This window comes from Mesorhizobium sp. B1-1-8, from assembly GCF_006442795.2.
Lineage (GTDB): Bacteria > Pseudomonadota > Alphaproteobacteria > Rhizobiales > Rhizobiaceae > Mesorhizobium.
In genome coordinates this window covers 4,320,365-4,335,877 of record NZ_CP083956.1, presented here as the reverse complement: position 1 = coordinate 4,335,877, position 15,513 = coordinate 4,320,365, and the positions used below count along the sequence as shown (strand labels likewise).

Annotated in this window: 18 protein-coding genes; 13 read left to right on the top strand and 5 right to left on the bottom strand. The window is 60.8% G+C overall.

Features of this window, described 5'->3' with window-relative positions; genetic code table 11:
- Positions 1–221: 221 nt before the first annotated feature.
- The 3 genes from FJ974_RS21165 to FJ974_RS21155 all read left to right on the top strand — a co-directional run bounded on the left by FJ974_RS21165 (position 222) and on the right by FJ974_RS21155 (position 2,772).
- A complete protein-coding gene (locus tag FJ974_RS21165; RefSeq protein ID WP_140538961.1) occupies positions 222–1,217 on the top strand; it encodes an SDR family oxidoreductase in 996 nt (331 codons plus the stop codon).
- Positions 1,218–1,235: 18 nt separating this feature from the next.
- Complete coding sequence (locus tag FJ974_RS21160; RefSeq protein WP_140538960.1) at positions 1,236–1,550, top strand: hypothetical protein; 315 nt, start codon at positions 1,236–1,238, stop codon at positions 1,548–1,550.
- Positions 1,551–1,824: 274 nt separating this feature from the next.
- Complete coding sequence (locus FJ974_RS21155) at positions 1,825–2,772, top strand: IS1595 family transposase (RefSeq protein WP_140538959.1); 948 nt, start codon at positions 1,825–1,827, stop codon at positions 2,770–2,772.
- Between the two features lie 193 nt (positions 2,773–2,965).
- On the opposite strand, the gene FJ974_RS21150 is transcribed toward FJ974_RS21155, so the two are convergent.
- The gene (locus tag FJ974_RS21150; RefSeq protein ID WP_140538958.1) at positions 2,966–3,925 is read right to left on the bottom strand and encodes a hypothetical protein; all 960 of its coding nucleotides are present in this window, start codon (positions 3,923–3,925) and stop codon (positions 2,966–2,968) included.
- Positions 3,900–4,412, bottom strand: coding sequence for a DUF6932 family protein (locus FJ974_RS21145; RefSeq protein WP_140538957.1), 513 nt, complete (start codon positions 4,410–4,412; stop codon positions 3,900–3,902). Before FJ974_RS21145 ends, FJ974_RS21150 begins: the two co-directional genes overlap by 26 nt.
- Before the next feature lie 128 nt (positions 4,413–4,540).
- On the opposite strand from FJ974_RS21145, the gene FJ974_RS21140 reads away from it, so the two are divergent.
- The 4 genes from FJ974_RS21140 to FJ974_RS21125 all read left to right on the top strand — a co-directional run bounded on the left by FJ974_RS21140 (position 4,541) and on the right by FJ974_RS21125 (position 7,999).
- Entirely contained in the window at positions 4,541–4,768 is a 228-nt protein-coding gene (locus tag FJ974_RS21140; RefSeq protein ID WP_140538956.1) for a hypothetical protein, read from the top strand.
- Between the two features lie 842 nt (positions 4,769–5,610).
- Positions 5,611–5,811 (top strand): hypothetical protein, encoded by a 201-nt coding sequence (locus tag FJ974_RS21135; protein ID WP_140538954.1) that lies wholly within the window; start codon positions 5,611–5,613, stop codon positions 5,809–5,811.
- A gap of 133 nt (positions 5,812–5,944) precedes the next feature.
- On the top strand, positions 5,945–7,048 hold the full coding sequence (locus FJ974_RS21130) for a flavodoxin family protein (RefSeq protein ID WP_140538953.1): 1,104 nt from the start codon (positions 5,945–5,947) through the stop codon (positions 7,046–7,048).
- Between the two features lie 30 nt (positions 7,049–7,078).
- The gene (locus FJ974_RS21125) at positions 7,079–7,999 is read left to right on the top strand and encodes a YihY/virulence factor BrkB family protein (RefSeq protein WP_140538952.1); all 921 of its coding nucleotides are present in this window, start codon (positions 7,079–7,081) and stop codon (positions 7,997–7,999) included.
- A 6-nt stretch (positions 8,000–8,005) separates the two neighbouring features.
- On the opposite strand, the gene FJ974_RS21120 is transcribed toward FJ974_RS21125, so the two are convergent.
- From FJ974_RS21120 to FJ974_RS21110, 3 genes are all read right to left on the bottom strand, one after another.
- On the bottom strand, positions 8,006–8,515 hold the full coding sequence (locus FJ974_RS21120; protein ID WP_140538951.1) for a hypothetical protein: 510 nt from the start codon (positions 8,513–8,515) through the stop codon (positions 8,006–8,008).
- 338 nt (positions 8,516–8,853) lie between these two features.
- Positions 8,854–9,366 carry a ferritin-like domain-containing protein gene (locus FJ974_RS21115; RefSeq protein ID WP_140538950.1) on the bottom strand — a complete coding sequence of 171 codons (513 nt, stop codon included), beginning with the start codon at positions 9,364–9,366 and terminating at the stop codon, positions 8,854–8,856.
- Between the two features lie 195 nt (positions 9,367–9,561).
- On the bottom strand, positions 9,562–9,765 hold the full coding sequence (locus FJ974_RS21110) for a CsbD family protein (protein ID WP_140538949.1): 204 nt from the start codon (positions 9,763–9,765) through the stop codon (positions 9,562–9,564).
- Positions 9,766–10,065: 300 nt separating this feature from the next.
- Between FJ974_RS21110 and FJ974_RS21105 the strand changes: the two genes are divergently transcribed.
- The 6 genes from FJ974_RS21105 (at position 10,066) to FJ974_RS21080 (ending at position 15,430) form a co-directional block, all read left to right on the top strand.
- Positions 10,066–10,473 (top strand): HD domain-containing protein, encoded by a 408-nt coding sequence (locus FJ974_RS21105; RefSeq protein WP_140538948.1) that lies wholly within the window; start codon positions 10,066–10,068, stop codon positions 10,471–10,473.
- 169 nt (positions 10,474–10,642) lie between these two features.
- Positions 10,643–11,680: a sensor histidine kinase gene (locus tag FJ974_RS21100; RefSeq protein ID WP_140538947.1), complete on the top strand. Its 1,038-nt coding sequence runs from the start codon at positions 10,643–10,645 to the stop codon at positions 11,678–11,680.
- A 156-nt stretch (positions 11,681–11,836) separates the two neighbouring features.
- Complete coding sequence (locus FJ974_RS21095) at positions 11,837–12,193, top strand: SPW repeat protein (RefSeq protein WP_140538946.1); 357 nt, start codon at positions 11,837–11,839, stop codon at positions 12,191–12,193.
- A 523-nt stretch (positions 12,194–12,716) separates the two neighbouring features.
- Positions 12,717–13,508: a tryptophan 2,3-dioxygenase family protein gene (locus FJ974_RS21090; RefSeq protein WP_140538945.1), complete on the top strand. Its 792-nt coding sequence runs from the start codon at positions 12,717–12,719 to the stop codon at positions 13,506–13,508.
- 263 nt (positions 13,509–13,771) lie between these two features.
- Positions 13,772–14,128 (top strand): DoxX family protein, encoded by a 357-nt coding sequence (locus tag FJ974_RS21085; RefSeq protein ID WP_413468362.1) that lies wholly within the window; start codon positions 13,772–13,774, stop codon positions 14,126–14,128.
- Positions 14,129–14,266: 138 nt separating this feature from the next.
- Positions 14,267–15,430 (top strand): IS4 family transposase, encoded by a 1,164-nt coding sequence (locus FJ974_RS21080; RefSeq protein ID WP_140539332.1) that lies wholly within the window; start codon positions 14,267–14,269, stop codon positions 15,428–15,430.
- The last annotated feature ends 83 nt before the right edge of the window (positions 15,431–15,513 follow it).

Here is a 15,513-nt window from a genome sequence, read left to right as displayed (position 1 = left end):
CTCAACGGCACGTCGGCGAGCGAGGCGCGGATCGGCCTGAACATTTTGGTGAAGGTGTATTGCGCCCGCCGAGCAATGCTGCCGGCAGTTTGTCATTTAATTTTGATGTATGCCCGGCTCGCCGGGGAATGTCCCGGCAAGGCCTCGGCCGGAGGCCCGTGACCTGGAAGCCAACCTTTTCAGGCGGCATGCGTTGTCCTTTGAAACCGAAGGAGAAAACGATGCCGAGCAATTCCGCCACTCCGACGAAATCCGACACCGGACAGGCAGCCAGCAAACAGCGTAGCGTCCAGCGCCAGGTCGACGCCAGCGACCGCGCCAAGCCGAACGGCAAATCGAAGTCGCAAGGCGCCATGCAGGTCGGCGCGCGCAAATATCCCGAGCCGCCTTTCCCCAAGCAGCATCATCCCAAGCCCGGAGAGGAATGGGCGATCGAGCCGGCGCCGCTTTATGACGCGCCGTTCTGGCAGGGCTCGAAGAAGCTCGACGGCAAGGTGGCGCTGGTCACCGGCGGCGATTCCGGCATCGGCCGGGCAGTGGCGGTGCTGTTCGCGCGCGAAGGCGCCGATGTCGCTATCGCCTATCTCAGCGAGGACCGCGACGCCGAGACGACCAAACAGGCGGTGGAGGCCGAGGGCCGGCGTTGCATCGTCATGCGCGGCGATGTCGCCAGGCGGGCCTTCTGCCGCAAGGCAGTCGCCGAGACCGTGAAGAGGCTTGGCGGGCTCGACGTGCTGGTCAACAACGCCGCCTTCCAGGTGCACTCGAACGATTTCGAAGACCTCACCGAAGAGCATTTCGACACCACGCTGAAGACCAATCTCTACGGCTATTTCCACATGGCGCAGGAGGCGGTGCCGCACATGAGACCGGGCTCGGCCATCGTCAATACAGGCTCGGTCACCGGCATCGAGGGCTCGAAGGAACTGATCGATTATTCAATGACCAAGGGTGGCATCCACGCCTTCACCCGGGCGCTCTCGGGCAACCTCATCGGCAAGGGCATTCGCGTCAACGCGGTGGCGCCGGGCCCGGTCTGGACACCGCTCAACCCGTCCGAGAAGGAAGCCGAGGACGTCTCGCAATTCGGCGCCCAGACGCCGATGAAGCGGCCGGCGCAGCCGGAAGAGATCGCGCCGGCCTATGTGTTTTTAGCCTCGCCGCAATGCTCAAGCTACATCACCGGCGAGATCCTGCCGATCATCGGGGGTTATTGACTGAAGAGGAGATCCCTCATGAACAAAGCGCTTCTTATCGCGGCCGCAATCCTGATCCCGGCGCTGCCGGCGGCGGCCCAGACCGGCGACCAGCCGAAGGACCCGCGGAATTGCCAGGCCCAGCCGGACAGCAATAACGGCAACAACGGCGCGCAGATGCAGAACGGCAAGCAGCCCAATGCGCCGTCGAACGACCTGACAGGCAGCCTGCAGCCCTGCGGCGGGGTGCTGAAGCCGCCGCCGACCGGCGACAAGAACACCGCCGTTCCACCGGCGACCGGCGATATGCCGGTGATCAAGCCAGGCCAGGTGCCGCCGCAAACGGGTAAGTGACCGCGGCAGCTTGCCTGCCGGTTTCAGGACAGTCGGTCGGCTGTTTCAGTTGCCCTTTGGCGGCGCCCAAGCAATCCGCTGATCCGCCGCCCGGTCCTGGGCCGATTTACCCGCCCCGTGGCGCAGCGCCTCCAGCGAGTTTCCGGACTCCACCAGAAAACCTGGCTGAACGACCTGTTGCCTGTTCCGGCTTCGCTGTAGGATTATAGTCCGCATATTATACTTGACGTACCCACATAAACGGAATAGGTTGATTCCATAAGGAGTTAGACCGATGTCCGTGCTTTCAGACCGCCACTTTCACGACGAAGCCACCGCCTACAGGTTTGTAGAGGCCAGGATTTGGCCGAACGGCCCCGTTTGCCCGCATTGCGGCGGTTTCGAGCGCATTTCCAAGATGGAAGGCAAGAGCACCCGCATCGGCACCTACAAGTGTTACCAGTGCCGGAAGCCCTTCACCGTGAAGATCGGCACCATCTTCGAAGCCAGCCACGTCAAATTGAACCATTGGCTACAGGCGATCTTCCTTATTGCCTCGTCAAAGAAGGGCATTTCGAGCAACCAGCTTCATCGCACCCTTGGCGTGACCCTGAAAACCGCTTGGTTCATCTCGCATCGCATTCGTGAAGCCATGCGCGACGGCAAGCTTGGTCCGCTTGGCGGCAACGGCATGGTCGTCGAGGCCGACGAAACCTATTTCGGTTCGCGCGCCGAAAAGCGCACCACCCGCACCAGCGGCGAACCGTTCATCAAGAAAGGCAAGACCGGCCCGTCCAACAAGCGCGCCGTGCTTGGCCTTATCGAACGCGGCGGCAATGTGCGCACCTTCCATGTTGCGCAAGCTACCAAGATCAACGTTGCCGAGCTGGTGACTGATAACGTCCACCACGAAAGCACCCTCTACACCGACGAAAGCCGCCTCTACACTACCATGGGCGACCACTTCGCCGCTCACGACTCGGTCAAGCATTCGGCTGGCGAGTACGTTCGCGGCGTGGTGCATTCGAACACCATCGAAAGCTATTTCTCGGTGTTCAAGCGCGGCATGCGCGGCACCTACCAGCATTGCGCTGAAAAGCACCTGCACCGCTACCTTGCGGAATTTGACTTCCGCCATAATTCGCGCGTAGCCCTTGGCGTGAATGACGTGGCGCGCGCCGGCCGCATCCTTGATGGCGTCGTCGGCAAGCGCCTGACCTATCGAACGACTAGTGCAAGGTGAGGCACCCTATGGCGTCTGGCGACCGTCCAAATACCGCCCGAAAGCCACCCGGCAAAAAGGCGGAAAAGCTTAGTCAGAAAGAGCAATCGGAGCGGTTTAAGCAGACCGCTCGGGAGCTTGATGTTGATGAAAGCGGAGAAGCTTTCCAGCGAGCGATCAATAAGATCCTGCCCGGCCACCCAGCGCGAAAAGACTAGCTCTCGCTTTCCACTGCGACCGCATCCCCCAACGGCGGCTGCAAAGTTACCAAAGCGAACTTCCGTTCGACAGTCTCCGTTGCGTATCTGGTGGTCCTACTTTCCACGATATGGGCATCGTACGGGCGATTGACCGTAAACATCAGCATTCTCGGGAAGTTGTCCCCGAGCATGCCTACAAAGTCCTCCCCGTCCGGAACTGTCAGCCTGAAACGACCGCTCTTTACGTCTAGGCCGACTAGCACACCTGTAACGCGGTGATTGATTGTTTCCACGTCGGAGGTTCGCCCAATCACTTCGACCATGCGCTGCATACGGTCGAGTGTGATTAGCTCTCCAAGTTGCCGTCCATCCGAACGTCGCCACTTCAAATCCGCTGAGAAGCCGCCTTTGGCATTGCTCTCAGACCAGTCATATACGCGCTTCAGAACCGGTGTGCCCAGAGTGCGCGCGATGTCGCGCACATCGTGCTGGTCGGAGAGATCGACCACCTGAAACAGCGCGTCGATAGAGGCATCTAAAGTGCCATCGAGCAGGGTCTTCTCGCTTGGGACAAACAGGACTACGCCCAAAGAGCCGCTATAGGAGTAGCCAAACTCCAAAAGACTTTCTTCCATGGCCTCCGCTCCAATGACCGCTTTCAATTTCGGGCCATTGCGGATGGCGTCATGAATCTGACTGAAAAGGTTCTGGTAGCCCAGTAATGAACTGGACACCGACGCGAGCGCATAGCCAACAGCCTTTGCCGGGAGGAGCCGGTAATTGCAGACTTCAACGTGGTCCTGTTCAGCAAGCTCTAGAACGCGTGCTTGGGTTTGCTCCGCGAACTTGCGCGCGGCAGACAGATTTATCTGTAGCGCGCGGCTGGTAGGCTCACGCGACACGGCCTCTTCAAGCTGCGATACGGTGGCGAATGCCTTTCTCGCTCGCTCAACTGCGGATGCGGCGGCCCACATCTGTTTCCCACAATCTGAGAACCACGTAACCCTTCAACCACTCTTCGCCGTTCTCAATGCCGTAGTGGTCGCTCATGCTTGCAACGTCTATTGGTGTTCGGTAGAACCGATGGTGTCTAGGATAGCGAACGGCTGCAAAACTGTCAATCTTTTCAAGCACTTTTGTACTATTTATTTCGGTTATATAGACTTCTTGCTCCGCATCCAACTTCTCTGAAACGTCTAGATCAAAAGTAAACAAGACGTCCACATCCGATGGTCTTGATTTTTCTGTAAGAAAACTTCCATCTACTGCTAGATCGCCTGGAATCTTCGCTCTCAAAAGCCATTGAACGAATTCTTCCAACTGATGGAACAGCAATTCCCGATAGGAGCGGTCCTGTCCAGAAAACCTATCCACCGCGAGCGCTCGAATGGCCAAGATATCAAGGTAGTGCGCGCCCGGAGCGAGCAAAGGCGGAAAGTCAGGCTTCCTTCCAGCCGCCATGTAGCCCCGCCACCGCTCCCTTTCCCAAAGGGGATACTGGCAGAGCTTTCTTAACAAAAGGGAAGTTGGGTACGCAAAGTACAATATGCGGATTATAGTCCTAGGAGCGATTCTCATAGGAGGCCGCGGTGGTCAGGCGCAACAAACCCAAGCAGCTGTCAGGTGCGGATTTAGAGCAGTTTCTCAAGGCAGCGGAGGCGCTGCATGCCAGCATCACCCGGTCTCTGATATCGCCGCAATGCGAGCATTACCGCTCGATGCAGATGGTGCATGCGGCCCTGTTGAAGTCGGTGCGGGAAATCACCGGCACAGATGCACCGTTCATTCGATGGAACGGGACAGGGCCAGCACGCTAAAGCATGTCTCCCGAAATTGTGCAGCGGTTTCCGGGCAAAGAAATGCGTAAAATCAAAAACCTAAAGCATGTCGCGTGAATCCTTTTTCATGCAAAATGCTTTAGAGCCTATTGTACTTTTCCAGCCCTAGCCGAATGCGCTGGCCTTCAGCATATGCCAGCGCATAGACTTCGAGGAAAAATGTGCGGGCTGTCTCGCGGCCATCCTCAACAATCAGGACGTGCCATTCGGCGCCGTCGTCCACAACGTGGATGCTGTTGGACTCTCGGGGAATGGCGGGCGGGATTTGCACCGACGATTGCTAAGGCCGCAAACGCCGCAGCGAAATAACATGTGTGAATCCGTTTAAGGAGTTTGCCGGCCCCGACGCCGGTTTTGGCCCATGACATCATGCGACCTAGGTCTCATGGCCAAAGGCAGAGGTCCGAGCGACGAAACCTTGGCTGGCCGGTGTCATTTTATGAGCGGCTGGCGAGAAACAGTCCCTTCATCGCCGGTTCAATGGATGCCCGCCACCTCCTGCGATATGGCGGGCATCCAAGCTGACGGGGTGACCGTGCCTATACCCAACGAGCTACGCGACATTCCGCTTGGATTTGAGTGCCCGAAGTGCGGGCATCCAATTATCCGGAAGGGCTCATGGTTCAAGGTGATTTCCAGATTCAACTGCAACCACTGTGGGGCCGCGCTTCGGCTCGGCTACCCCGAGAAGCTGGCCCTGTTTGAGAAGCACAAACACCTCGCCGGCCAACGCCCGCGCGGGGCGGGATTGTAAATATTTGATGGTCCGCCGGGTGGGCGCGCCCTGTCGAAGACGCGGACATCGCCCTATCTGCGACGTAATGGATATCGGCAAAACCTCTGAAATCGTCATCGGCGCCTCGCGCAAGCAGAGCAGCGCGGCGCTGACGGAATTGGATGAGATGCACGACCACATCCGGGAGACCCACCGAAACATTGAGCGCTCCCGCATGCTGCTCGATGGGTTGGCGCGAGGATCATCCAGAGACGCCGATAATTATCCGGGTCTGTCGAACATATGATTTTTCATAATCGCCTCGCGCTCGTCGTGACCGGACCGGTCTTCACGGTTGCGCCGGGAGGAACCATCCGGCCCGCGCCGAATTGATCCCGTGCGGGGTCCACCCGGCCCGCTCCGTAAGCGGTGGGCAGCAGATGGCAAAAAGCAGCAAATCCGACACGATGGCCGTCGAGCCGCGCAAAGGGATGCCCAGCCCGCTCCTCGGCGAAAGCGAGTTCAAAAACCGCTACCGCGCACAATTCTACGATCCCGCTTTTGCGTCGGCTGCTGACGCGATCGACAGCCTCGCCGAGATCGCCTGGCAGGCCTACAAGGACGAGCGCAAGAGCCCGATCACCCGAAAGGCAGGGGAGGGATTTCACGACCCGGATTACGACCTGTCGGTCGAATGGATCGCCACGCATGAGGCAGTCGAGGCAGCGCAGCGCCGCCGCGAGGACAAGTCGGCGCCCTCGCGCATTCTGTTGATCAACGGATCTTCGCGCTCGGAGCATACCTGTCCGGGCGAGATGTCGAAGAGTTTTCGACTGGTCGAACTTGCTTACGGCGCCATTGCGGCCAGGCCGGGCTTCTCGGTCGAGGTGCTCGACCTGTCGCGGCTTGCGTCGGAGTATGGCCGCAAGATCCATCCTTGCAAGGCGTGCTTTTCGACGGCACCGCCGCTGTGTCACTGGCCGTGCTCATGTTACCCGAACCATTCGCTCGGCCAGGTCAACGACTGGATGAACGAGATCTATCCGCTCTGGGTCGAGGCGCACGGCATCATGATCGTCACGCCGGTCAACTGGTACCAGACCTCGTCGCCGCTGAAGCTGATGATGGACCGCCTGGTCTGCGCCGATGGCGGCAATCCCGATCCCTCGCTCACCCAGGGCAAGGACGCCGCGCTCGCCAAAAAGGCCGAGCTGGCCGGCTGGGATTATCCGCGCCATCTCCAGGGTCGGCTGTTCTCGGTCGTCGTCCACGGCGACACGGAAGGCGCCGGGAATGCCCGCCGCGGGCTGGCCGGCTGGCTGCGTTCGATGAAGCTCGACCCGGTCGGGGAGATCGCCGAGCTGGACCGCTATATCGGCTACTGGAAACCCTATGCGACCAGCCATGACGAGCTCGACACCGACGAGGCGGTCCAAGCCGAGGTCAGGAACGCGGTGCTGGCGCTGGCCGAGGCCGTCGAAAAACGCCGGGCCGGGTCGTTCCCGACGATCGGGACAGGGCTCGTGGATCCGCGCCCGAAATAGCCGACAGGAGAATAGCCGACGGTGTAGGACATGCGGCGCTGGTTTCAGGAAGCCTGGATTTTGCTGAGGGAGAGCGTCACCGGCTTTCTCAATGACAATGCGCTGAGCCATGGCGCAGCGATGGCCTTCTACGCCACCACCTCGCTGGCACCGATCCTGCTGATCGTGGTGGCGATCGCCGGAATCGTGATCGGCAACGACGCCGCCCAACTCGCGCTTTCGGCCGAGTTTTCCGGTGTGATGGGCCAGCAGAGCGCCGACCTCCTCAAGGCAACGATCGAGACCGCCTCGCATCGCGGGTCCAGCACGCTGGCCACCATCATCGGGCTGATCGCGCTCCTTGTCACCGCTTCCGGCGTCTTCGGCGAAATGCAGCAATCGCTGAACGAGATCTGGAAGGTCAGGCCCGATGGCGTCTCGCTTTCGCGCCTGGTGCGGGCGAGGGCGGCGAGCCTCGGCCTGGTGGCCGCGCTCGGCTTCATGCTGCTGGTTTCGCTTGCCGCGAGCACCGCGATCTCGGCGCTGGGCGAATTCATCAACGCCCGCCTGCCGTTCGGCGAACTGATCGTCAGCGCCATCAACACCGTCGTTTCCTTTGTCCTGATCGCGCTGCTGTTCGCGGCGATCTACAAGGTCCTTCCGGACAGGTCGCTCAAATGGCGTGACGTTGCCGTCGGCTCGCTGGTCACCACGGTGCTGTTCACCATCGGCAAGTCGCTGATCGGCTGGTATATCGGCACCAGTGCCATCGCCACCTCTTACGGCGCCGCCGGCGCACTGATGGTCGTGCTGCTCTGGGTCTATTATTCGGCGCAGATTTTTCTCTTTGGCGCCGAGATCACGCGCGCCTACTCGGTCCGGCGCGGCAGCCGCAAGGATCTGGCGCCGGTGGTCGCAGCCGGGCAGTCATCGCGCGGCGCCGCATCGGCAAGCCGAGGGCGGCGGCAATAACCTATGTTAAGGCAAGGCGGCTGATCGCGGCGCAGGATGTCCCGGCCTTTGTTCCCTCACAGAGGCGCGGCCCGGTCTGCATTCCTGTGTCACGACGAAAAAAGCAGGCCGGGCCGTCGGATAGCTCCCTGACGCAAGATCACGGTCGACCTGGCACGCCTGTGCCTCGCTGATGCCGGTTTCCTTGATCAGGAACATAACGAGCAGTTCCACGTCGGCCCACTTGCTGCTTTCTTGTTCGCGCGCCATGCCATATCCGCCGCCCTTTTTTACTATATCCGGCCGCAAGTCTCGGCTGGTCGAGGGTTGCTGCTCCTTGCGGCGCTTTTCGATTTCGTAGGACAGCCAGCGGCAGAACATGCCGACGATCGATGTCGCCGCACCTGCAAGCAGGCAGGCCGTCAACATGGCGGTTTGCGATGCGCTCGACCAGCTGACGATGGCCAGCAGGAATACACTTATGGTCGATACCAGGTAGCCAATACCTTTGAGCGTATGCGGCGAAACTTTAGCCATCTCACAATTTCCGGTCCTCCATTGGGCAACATTCGGCGTTGACCGAAGTTCCATCTCCGCAATGCGCTTCCGGCGCGACTGGACTCGCAGGAAGGGCAGGCGCGTTTCGCCAGGTTTCGGAATAGTCTGAAAAACCGGCCCGCTTGCCGCCCGCAGAATGACGGACGCCATGCAAGGCGCGAAAGCCCATGGCTTGCCCGGTGGCCTACACGGCCATTCAGTTGAACGCCTTTTCCACGCGAAATGATCTCGAGGATTGCAACGAGCCCTGGCGATGGGATTACCAGGGCTCGGGCGGCACAGGATCGAGGGAGGATCCTGCCTTCCGCATCGCGCCCTTATGCAGCCTCGGCCGCTACATTGACGGCGGATTCGGCAAGTTCGGTGAGCGCGGCGTCGGTTTCCTTCTCTTCGGTCAGCGTCTTGTCGAGAAGGTTGACGGCTTCGGTGAGGCCGAGCTCCTGCGCCCACGTCTTGAGCGTGCCGTAGCGCGAGATCTCATAGTGCTCGACCGCCTGGGCGGCCGCCAGCATACCGGCGTCGAGCGAGGGCGAACCCTTATATTCCTCCATGATCTCGGCGCCTTCCTCGGTGATGCCTATGATGGCGGCGCAGGTCTTGCCTGCCGGCTTCTTGTCGATCACCTCGAACACTTCTTCGAGACGGGCGACGTGTTCTTCGGTCTGGTCGCGGTGCTTTTCGAAGGCCGCTTTCAGCGCGTCGTCCTGTGCCGCCTTGGCCATTTTGGGCAGCGTCGAAAGGATTTTCTTCTCGGCGAAGTAGATGTCTTTCAGCGTGTCGTGGAAAAGTTCGTTGAGGCCCTTTTTCGAGGCCGTTTTCGTTGTCGGCATTGGTGGTTCTCCGGTGAGGTTGATCAACTCCAACCCGGCGCACATCAACTTGTTCCGAAGAGAATTTCGCCGAGAATTTTTTCACGAACAACCGTTGTTGTTGATGAAGCGAAGGGCCCCAAGGACACAATTGTTACGCAAGAAAGGCGCTGTCTTTTCGGGCAGCGCCTTTCTTATGATTGCGAAAAATCAGGGCTACCAGCGCTGCATTTTGTACCAATCATCGACGTCGCGGCGGACACGGTCCTTCTCGAGGCCGTAACGTTCCTGAATCATGCCTTCGAGCTGGTCGCGCTTGCCGGCGATGCGGTCGAGGTCGTCGTCGGTGAGCTTGCCCCACTTTTCCTTGACCTTGCCTTTGACCTGCTTCCAGTTGCCTTCGACGCGGTTCCAATCCATGGCCTGGCTCCTTCGTTTGACCGTGAGCGGAACGGTCGTCAGGCGCGGAGGTTCCCGCGGAAGGCTTTCGCCGCAGCGCTACAAAATTCGGGGGGATGGGAACAATCGGCAGACCTCGATGTTGGAAAAACGAAACGGCGGCGCGCGGCCCCGTCCCCCGCGAAAAGCGCGCCGCCGGGCCGGGCGCAAGCCCGTGCCAGCTCGCCCCGGCTGTCCCTCGCCGGGACGGGCTCTATTCAGACGGACGATGTTTCGAGGGGACTCTGTTCGACCAGGGATTTCGATAAGACCGGGAAAGACATGCTTCATCAGGCGGCGAAGATCGCGGAACAGGCCCATAGCGGGCAGACCGACAAGACCGGCCGGCCGTATATCGAACATTTGAGGCGCGTCGCCGACGCGGTCGAAACGCTCGACGAAAAGACCGTCGCCTACCTGCATGACGTGGTCGAGAAAGGCGACGGCTGGACATTGGACCGGCTCGAGAGGGCGGGCTTCGGCGTTTCAGTCATCGCGGCGGTGGATGCCCTGACGAGGAGGCTCGACGAGACGGAGCAGGGCTTCATCTGCCGCGCCGCTTCGGACCCGCTGGCGCGGCGGGTCAAGGAAGCCGACCTGAAGGACAATCTGTGGCAGGCGCACCAGGCCGGGGTCGAGCCGGCAAAGTACGAAACCGGACTGCGGTTGCTGGACGGGTTGAGCGAATAACCGGCCGCAGTGGCACCGCCGGAAATCCCGCGGCGAGCTGCGGCGATGCACAGCCCAAGAGCTAAAGCGCCGAGCTCTGGGAATCGTCGGGACCTCTAAGCACTTGTTTTTTCTTCCTCGAATTGTTCCGGGCAGTTGCCTTGATCCCCGCTTGCCCTAACTAGCGCCGATGGCAGGCTCCGGGGGCAGAAAACCACAAGATATCAATGCCGATGCGCGGCTGGCGGCTATCGTTGATTCGTCCTTCGACGCCATCATAGGCAAGGACCTCAACAGCATCGTCACCAACTGGAACCTCGCCGCCGAGCGCATGTTCGGCTACAGCGCCGAGGAGATCATCGGCAAATCGATCCTGATGCTTATCCCCGAGCACCTCTGGAGCGAGGAAACAGACATCATCGCCCGCATACGCAGGGGAGAGCGGCTAGCGAGCTTCGAAACCGTACGCAGGCGCAAGGACGGCCCGCTGGTCGCCGTGTCGCTGACGATATCGCCGATCAAGAACCGCAATGACGAGATCATCGGCGCCTCCACGATCGCTCGCGACATCACCGCCGCCAAGGAAAGCGAGCGCCGCATCCGGCTGCTGATGCGCGAGGTCAATCATCGCGTGAAGAACCAGTTCGCGGTGATCCTTTCGATGATCAGGGAGACCAGCAAGCGTTCGACCCATCCCGGCGAGTTCGAGGAGCTGATCCGCCAGCGCATCATGGCGCTGTCGCGCTCGCACGATCTTCTCGTCACGTCGGAATGGGCGGGCGCCAGCCTGTTCGACCTTATTCAGGAGCATCTCAAGCCGTTTGGCCATGAAGAGCGGATATCACTCTCCGGCCCGCTGCTGACGCTGCAGTCCAATGCCGTGCAGAACCTTGGCATGGCTTTCCACGAGCTCGGCACCAACTCGTCGAAATACGGCGCGCTGGCAAGCGAGGGCGGCCATATCGAGATCACCTGGGCCGTTGAAACCGGCCCGTCGGCTGAACGAAAGTTTCACCTCGTCTGGCACGAAACATCGACCGCCGCCGGCGCGGCGGGGCCGGCGCGCAAGGGTTTTGGCACCGTCGTGCTGCAGCGGGTGGCGCCGCAATCGCTCAGCGGCAGCTCGAGCCTCGAGCGCTCGCCCGGCCTGGTGAAATGGTCGCTGACCACGCCACTGGAGGCAATCATCGTGCCGCAGTTGGGGACTGAAGGCGACTTCAGCGTTTGAGAGGCGGGTGGCGGGTATTTGCCGTCAGGCACCGGCGCAAGCCGCCGCGGGCCACTCCCTTGCAGCTTCGTAAAATTGTATTACATCATTTAACAGAGCGTGCGCGTCGCACGCCATGTAGTTGCTTTTGGTCAAGCTTCATCGATGGAGGTTGTCATGGCAAACATGATGGAAGAAAGGAAGAGCAAGGACTGGGTTACTCTGGTCCTCGCAATCTGCCTGTTCATCTCACCCTGGGTCATCGGATTCACCGCGGCAATGGTGCCCGCGTGGAACGCCTGGATTGTTGGCGTCCTGCTCGGTGCGCTTGCCCTGGCAACGCTTTCGGTGTTCGCTGAATGGGAGGAATGGGTAAATCTGGTCCTCGGGCTCTGGCTGATCGTCTCGCCCTGGCTGCTGCACTTCGCGGCCGACAGGAACGTAATGGTCACGCACGTCGTGCTCGGCGTGCTTGTGGTCGCGGCATCGGCCTGGGCCGTCTGGGACGTCCGTCACCCGCAAGCGCATGCGTGAGCGGTGATTGAGCGGGGAGCCCGCCGCGCGAGCGGCGAGCTCCCATTGATTGTCGGCCATTGGCCTGAAACGGTGCAGCTTCACGAATTGCTGCAACCGGAAAGGTTTTCGTGCATTCTTGGGGATGGCCTCGCTGCTCAATCCCGGCACCCCTGCCAAATGCTGCTCCTATTGTGGCGGCCGCGATCACGAGTTCGAGGACTGCCCCAAGCGAAAGGCCGACGCCGAGAAGGAGGCGGAGGTGGCGCGTGACGGAGCCGGCAGCCTGGCATTGTCGAATCCCAGCCCCTAGTCCGCCAGCAGAGGTGAACAGCGCATAGATATCGCGATCCTTCGTGCCTCCTCTGTCCTGCCCGTCCTCCGCAGCAGCTGCGCTGCAGCCGCGGAGGGTGGACCGGCCATCTGCCCCACGAGGGGAAATCGGATGTCGCGCCGGCTTTCGCCAATTGCCGACTTCAACAGAAAGGAACAATGTTTAAGCCAAAAGTCGAGCGAAACCAGGCCGAGCGCGAGGAGTAAAGCCATGGACAAATCTGACTATCACGCCCGCATCGAGACACCCGAAATGCGCGACTATGGCGTTTACCTCAAATGCGACCAGCTGCTGTCCTGCCAGAAGCCGCTCGGCGACATGGTCAACGCCGACGAATTGCAGTTCCAGATCGTGCATCAGGTGGAGGAGCTTTGGATGAAGCTCATCGCCTACACGCTGGTCGACGTCATCGATTATCTGGAGAAACAGGACACGCACCGTATCGTCACGCTGATGGGCCGGGTGCATCGGCTGATGCGCATGATGACGGTGCAGCTCGAGCTCCTGGAGACGATGTCGCCCAAGGAGTACCAGCAGATCCGCCTGCAGCTCGGCAATGGCAGCGGCCAGGAATCGCCGGGCTTCAAGCTCATCCTGCGCCTGCCGCCCGACCTCTGGCGGGCCTTCAAGAATTCCTATCTCGACGGCCGCGGGCTGTCCGTCGAGGATGTCTATGACGCCCATTACGACCATGGCGATGCTTACGTCGTGGCCGAGGCGCTGATCGAGTTCGACGAGCTGTTCCAGAAATTCCGCGCCAACCACCTCTATCTCATCCACCGCTCGATCGGGCTCGGCGCGAAATCGCTGAAGGGCCGGCCGGTGGAGATCCTGGAAGGCGGCGCCCGCCACCGCTTCTTCCCCGAGCTATGGGACATTCGCTGCGACATGACCGACCGCTGGGGCGCCGAATATGGCACCGTGCGGGACTCGATCAGCCATCCGCCGCAACTTTCCCCTTCTCCCCTTGTGGGAGAAGGTGGCCGCGAAGCGGCCGGATGAGGGGTGCTCCAGGGAACGCAGACGTCTCACTCCGCTGGAATACCCCTCATCCGTCTCGGCGCTGCGCGCCGATCCACCTTCTCCCACAAGGGAGAAGGAGAGGCGCTGCGCCTCCATCCAAAACAAAATTTTCCCCCTGTCGGAACCATCGCCCTTCGTCCGTCCTTGGAGCACATCGACCGCAGCAAACCCGGAGGGATATCGTGGAACAATCGACCTGGCAGACCGCCGCCATTCTCATCGCCCGACTGATCTTCGCCGCCATGTTCGCGATGGCGGTGGCCTTCAAGTTCATGGACATGAACGCCACCGCCGGCTATATCGCCGCCGCCGGCTTCCCGTTTGCGCTGTTTCTGGCCTGGTGCGCGGCGATCCTCGAAACGCTGTTGGTGATCGCCTTTTTGACCGGCGCCTTCCTGACCCCGGCGGCGCTGATCGGCGCGGTCTACGTCGTCTTCCTTGCCTTTGCCTTCCACGGCCCTTCGCACTGGGGCTCGAACCAGGCCGAGTTCGGCGCGTTCATGTCCCATTTCCCATTCGCCGCCGGCCTGCTCTTCGCAGCGGTCCATGGACCGGGCAGCGTGCTCGCCTTCAAGCAGGGCTGGCCGGGCAGGGCGTGATAGTTGTACTTCTCCCCGTTCACGCAGGGCTGTCCGGGGAAAGTGTTTGGTGAATCGAAATGCCGCAGGCGCATGCCCCGTAAGACGGGGATTTTCCGTCTACCTTCTGGTTGTCGAGACTCAGAAAGGGGACGGGGCATGCGCTTTACGCCTAGCATTCTTGGCAAGCTGGTTGAACCGATCAATCGCCGCCGCTTCCAGACGATTGTGGATAGCCATGGCGGGGACGCCTACGACAAGTCGTTCAGAAGTTGGGACCATCTCATGGTGCTGATCTATGCCCAGCTCAGCGGTAGTGCGAGCCTTCGCAGCCTGGAAGCCGGCTGGAACGCCAACGGCCAGCATCATTACCATCTGGGCAGTGACGTGTTGCGGCGCTCGACCTTGTCGGATGCCGGCCGCAGGCGCCCCGTCGCCGTCTTTGCCGAGATCTTCGGCCTGCTCGCCAACCAACTCGACCGGCAGACACGCCGTGAGGGCACCGCTATGCTGCGGCTGATCGATTCCACACCGATCCCGCTCGGCAAGTTGTGCGGCTGGGCCAAGTCGAACGGTCGCATCCGCGGCATGAAGATGCACGTCGTCTATGATCCCAACGCCGATTGCCCGCGCATCCTCGACATCACCGATGCCAACGTCAACGATGCCCAGGTCGGCCGCACGATCGCCATCGAGAAGGGCGCGACCTATGTGTTCGACAAGGGTTATTGCCATTACGGCTGGTGGACGCAGATCGCCGCAGCCCAAGCTTTCTTCGTCACCCGACCCAAATCCAACATGGGGCTCGAGGTGCTCTCCGAACGTCCCGTCAAGGTCGCGCGGGGCGACGGCTTCACCGTTCTCGACGACGCTGAGGTGAGCCTTGCCGGCAAAACCCACTGCAAGCTGCCGATCAAATTGCGCCGCCTGATCGTCAAGCGCCAGGACGGCGACACCATCACGCTGCTGACCAACGATCTCAAGCGCCCGGCCGTTGAGATTGCCGCGCTCTATAAGGGCCGCTGGCAGATCGAACTCTTGTTCCGTTGGATCAAACAGCATCTCAAGATACGCAGGTTCCTCGGCAACAACGACAACGCCATCCGCCTGCAGCTCTTCGCCGCCATGATCGCCTATGCGCTGCTGCGCATCGCCGCCCGGACCTACCGCATCGCCATGCCCATCCTGCGCTTCACCGATCTGGTTAGCCAATGCCTGCTCGAGCGCCGAAGAATCGAGGCCATCAACAAGCCGCCTCCGATCAATTCGAGCCGCCGAAGGGATCGAACATCCCCAAACCAGTTGGGCTTCGATTATGAATAACTTTCCCCGGACAGCCCTGCCGTTCACGGGGAGAAGGTGCCCGAAGGGCGGATGAGGGGCAGCGCCGACATCACCAGCGAAGG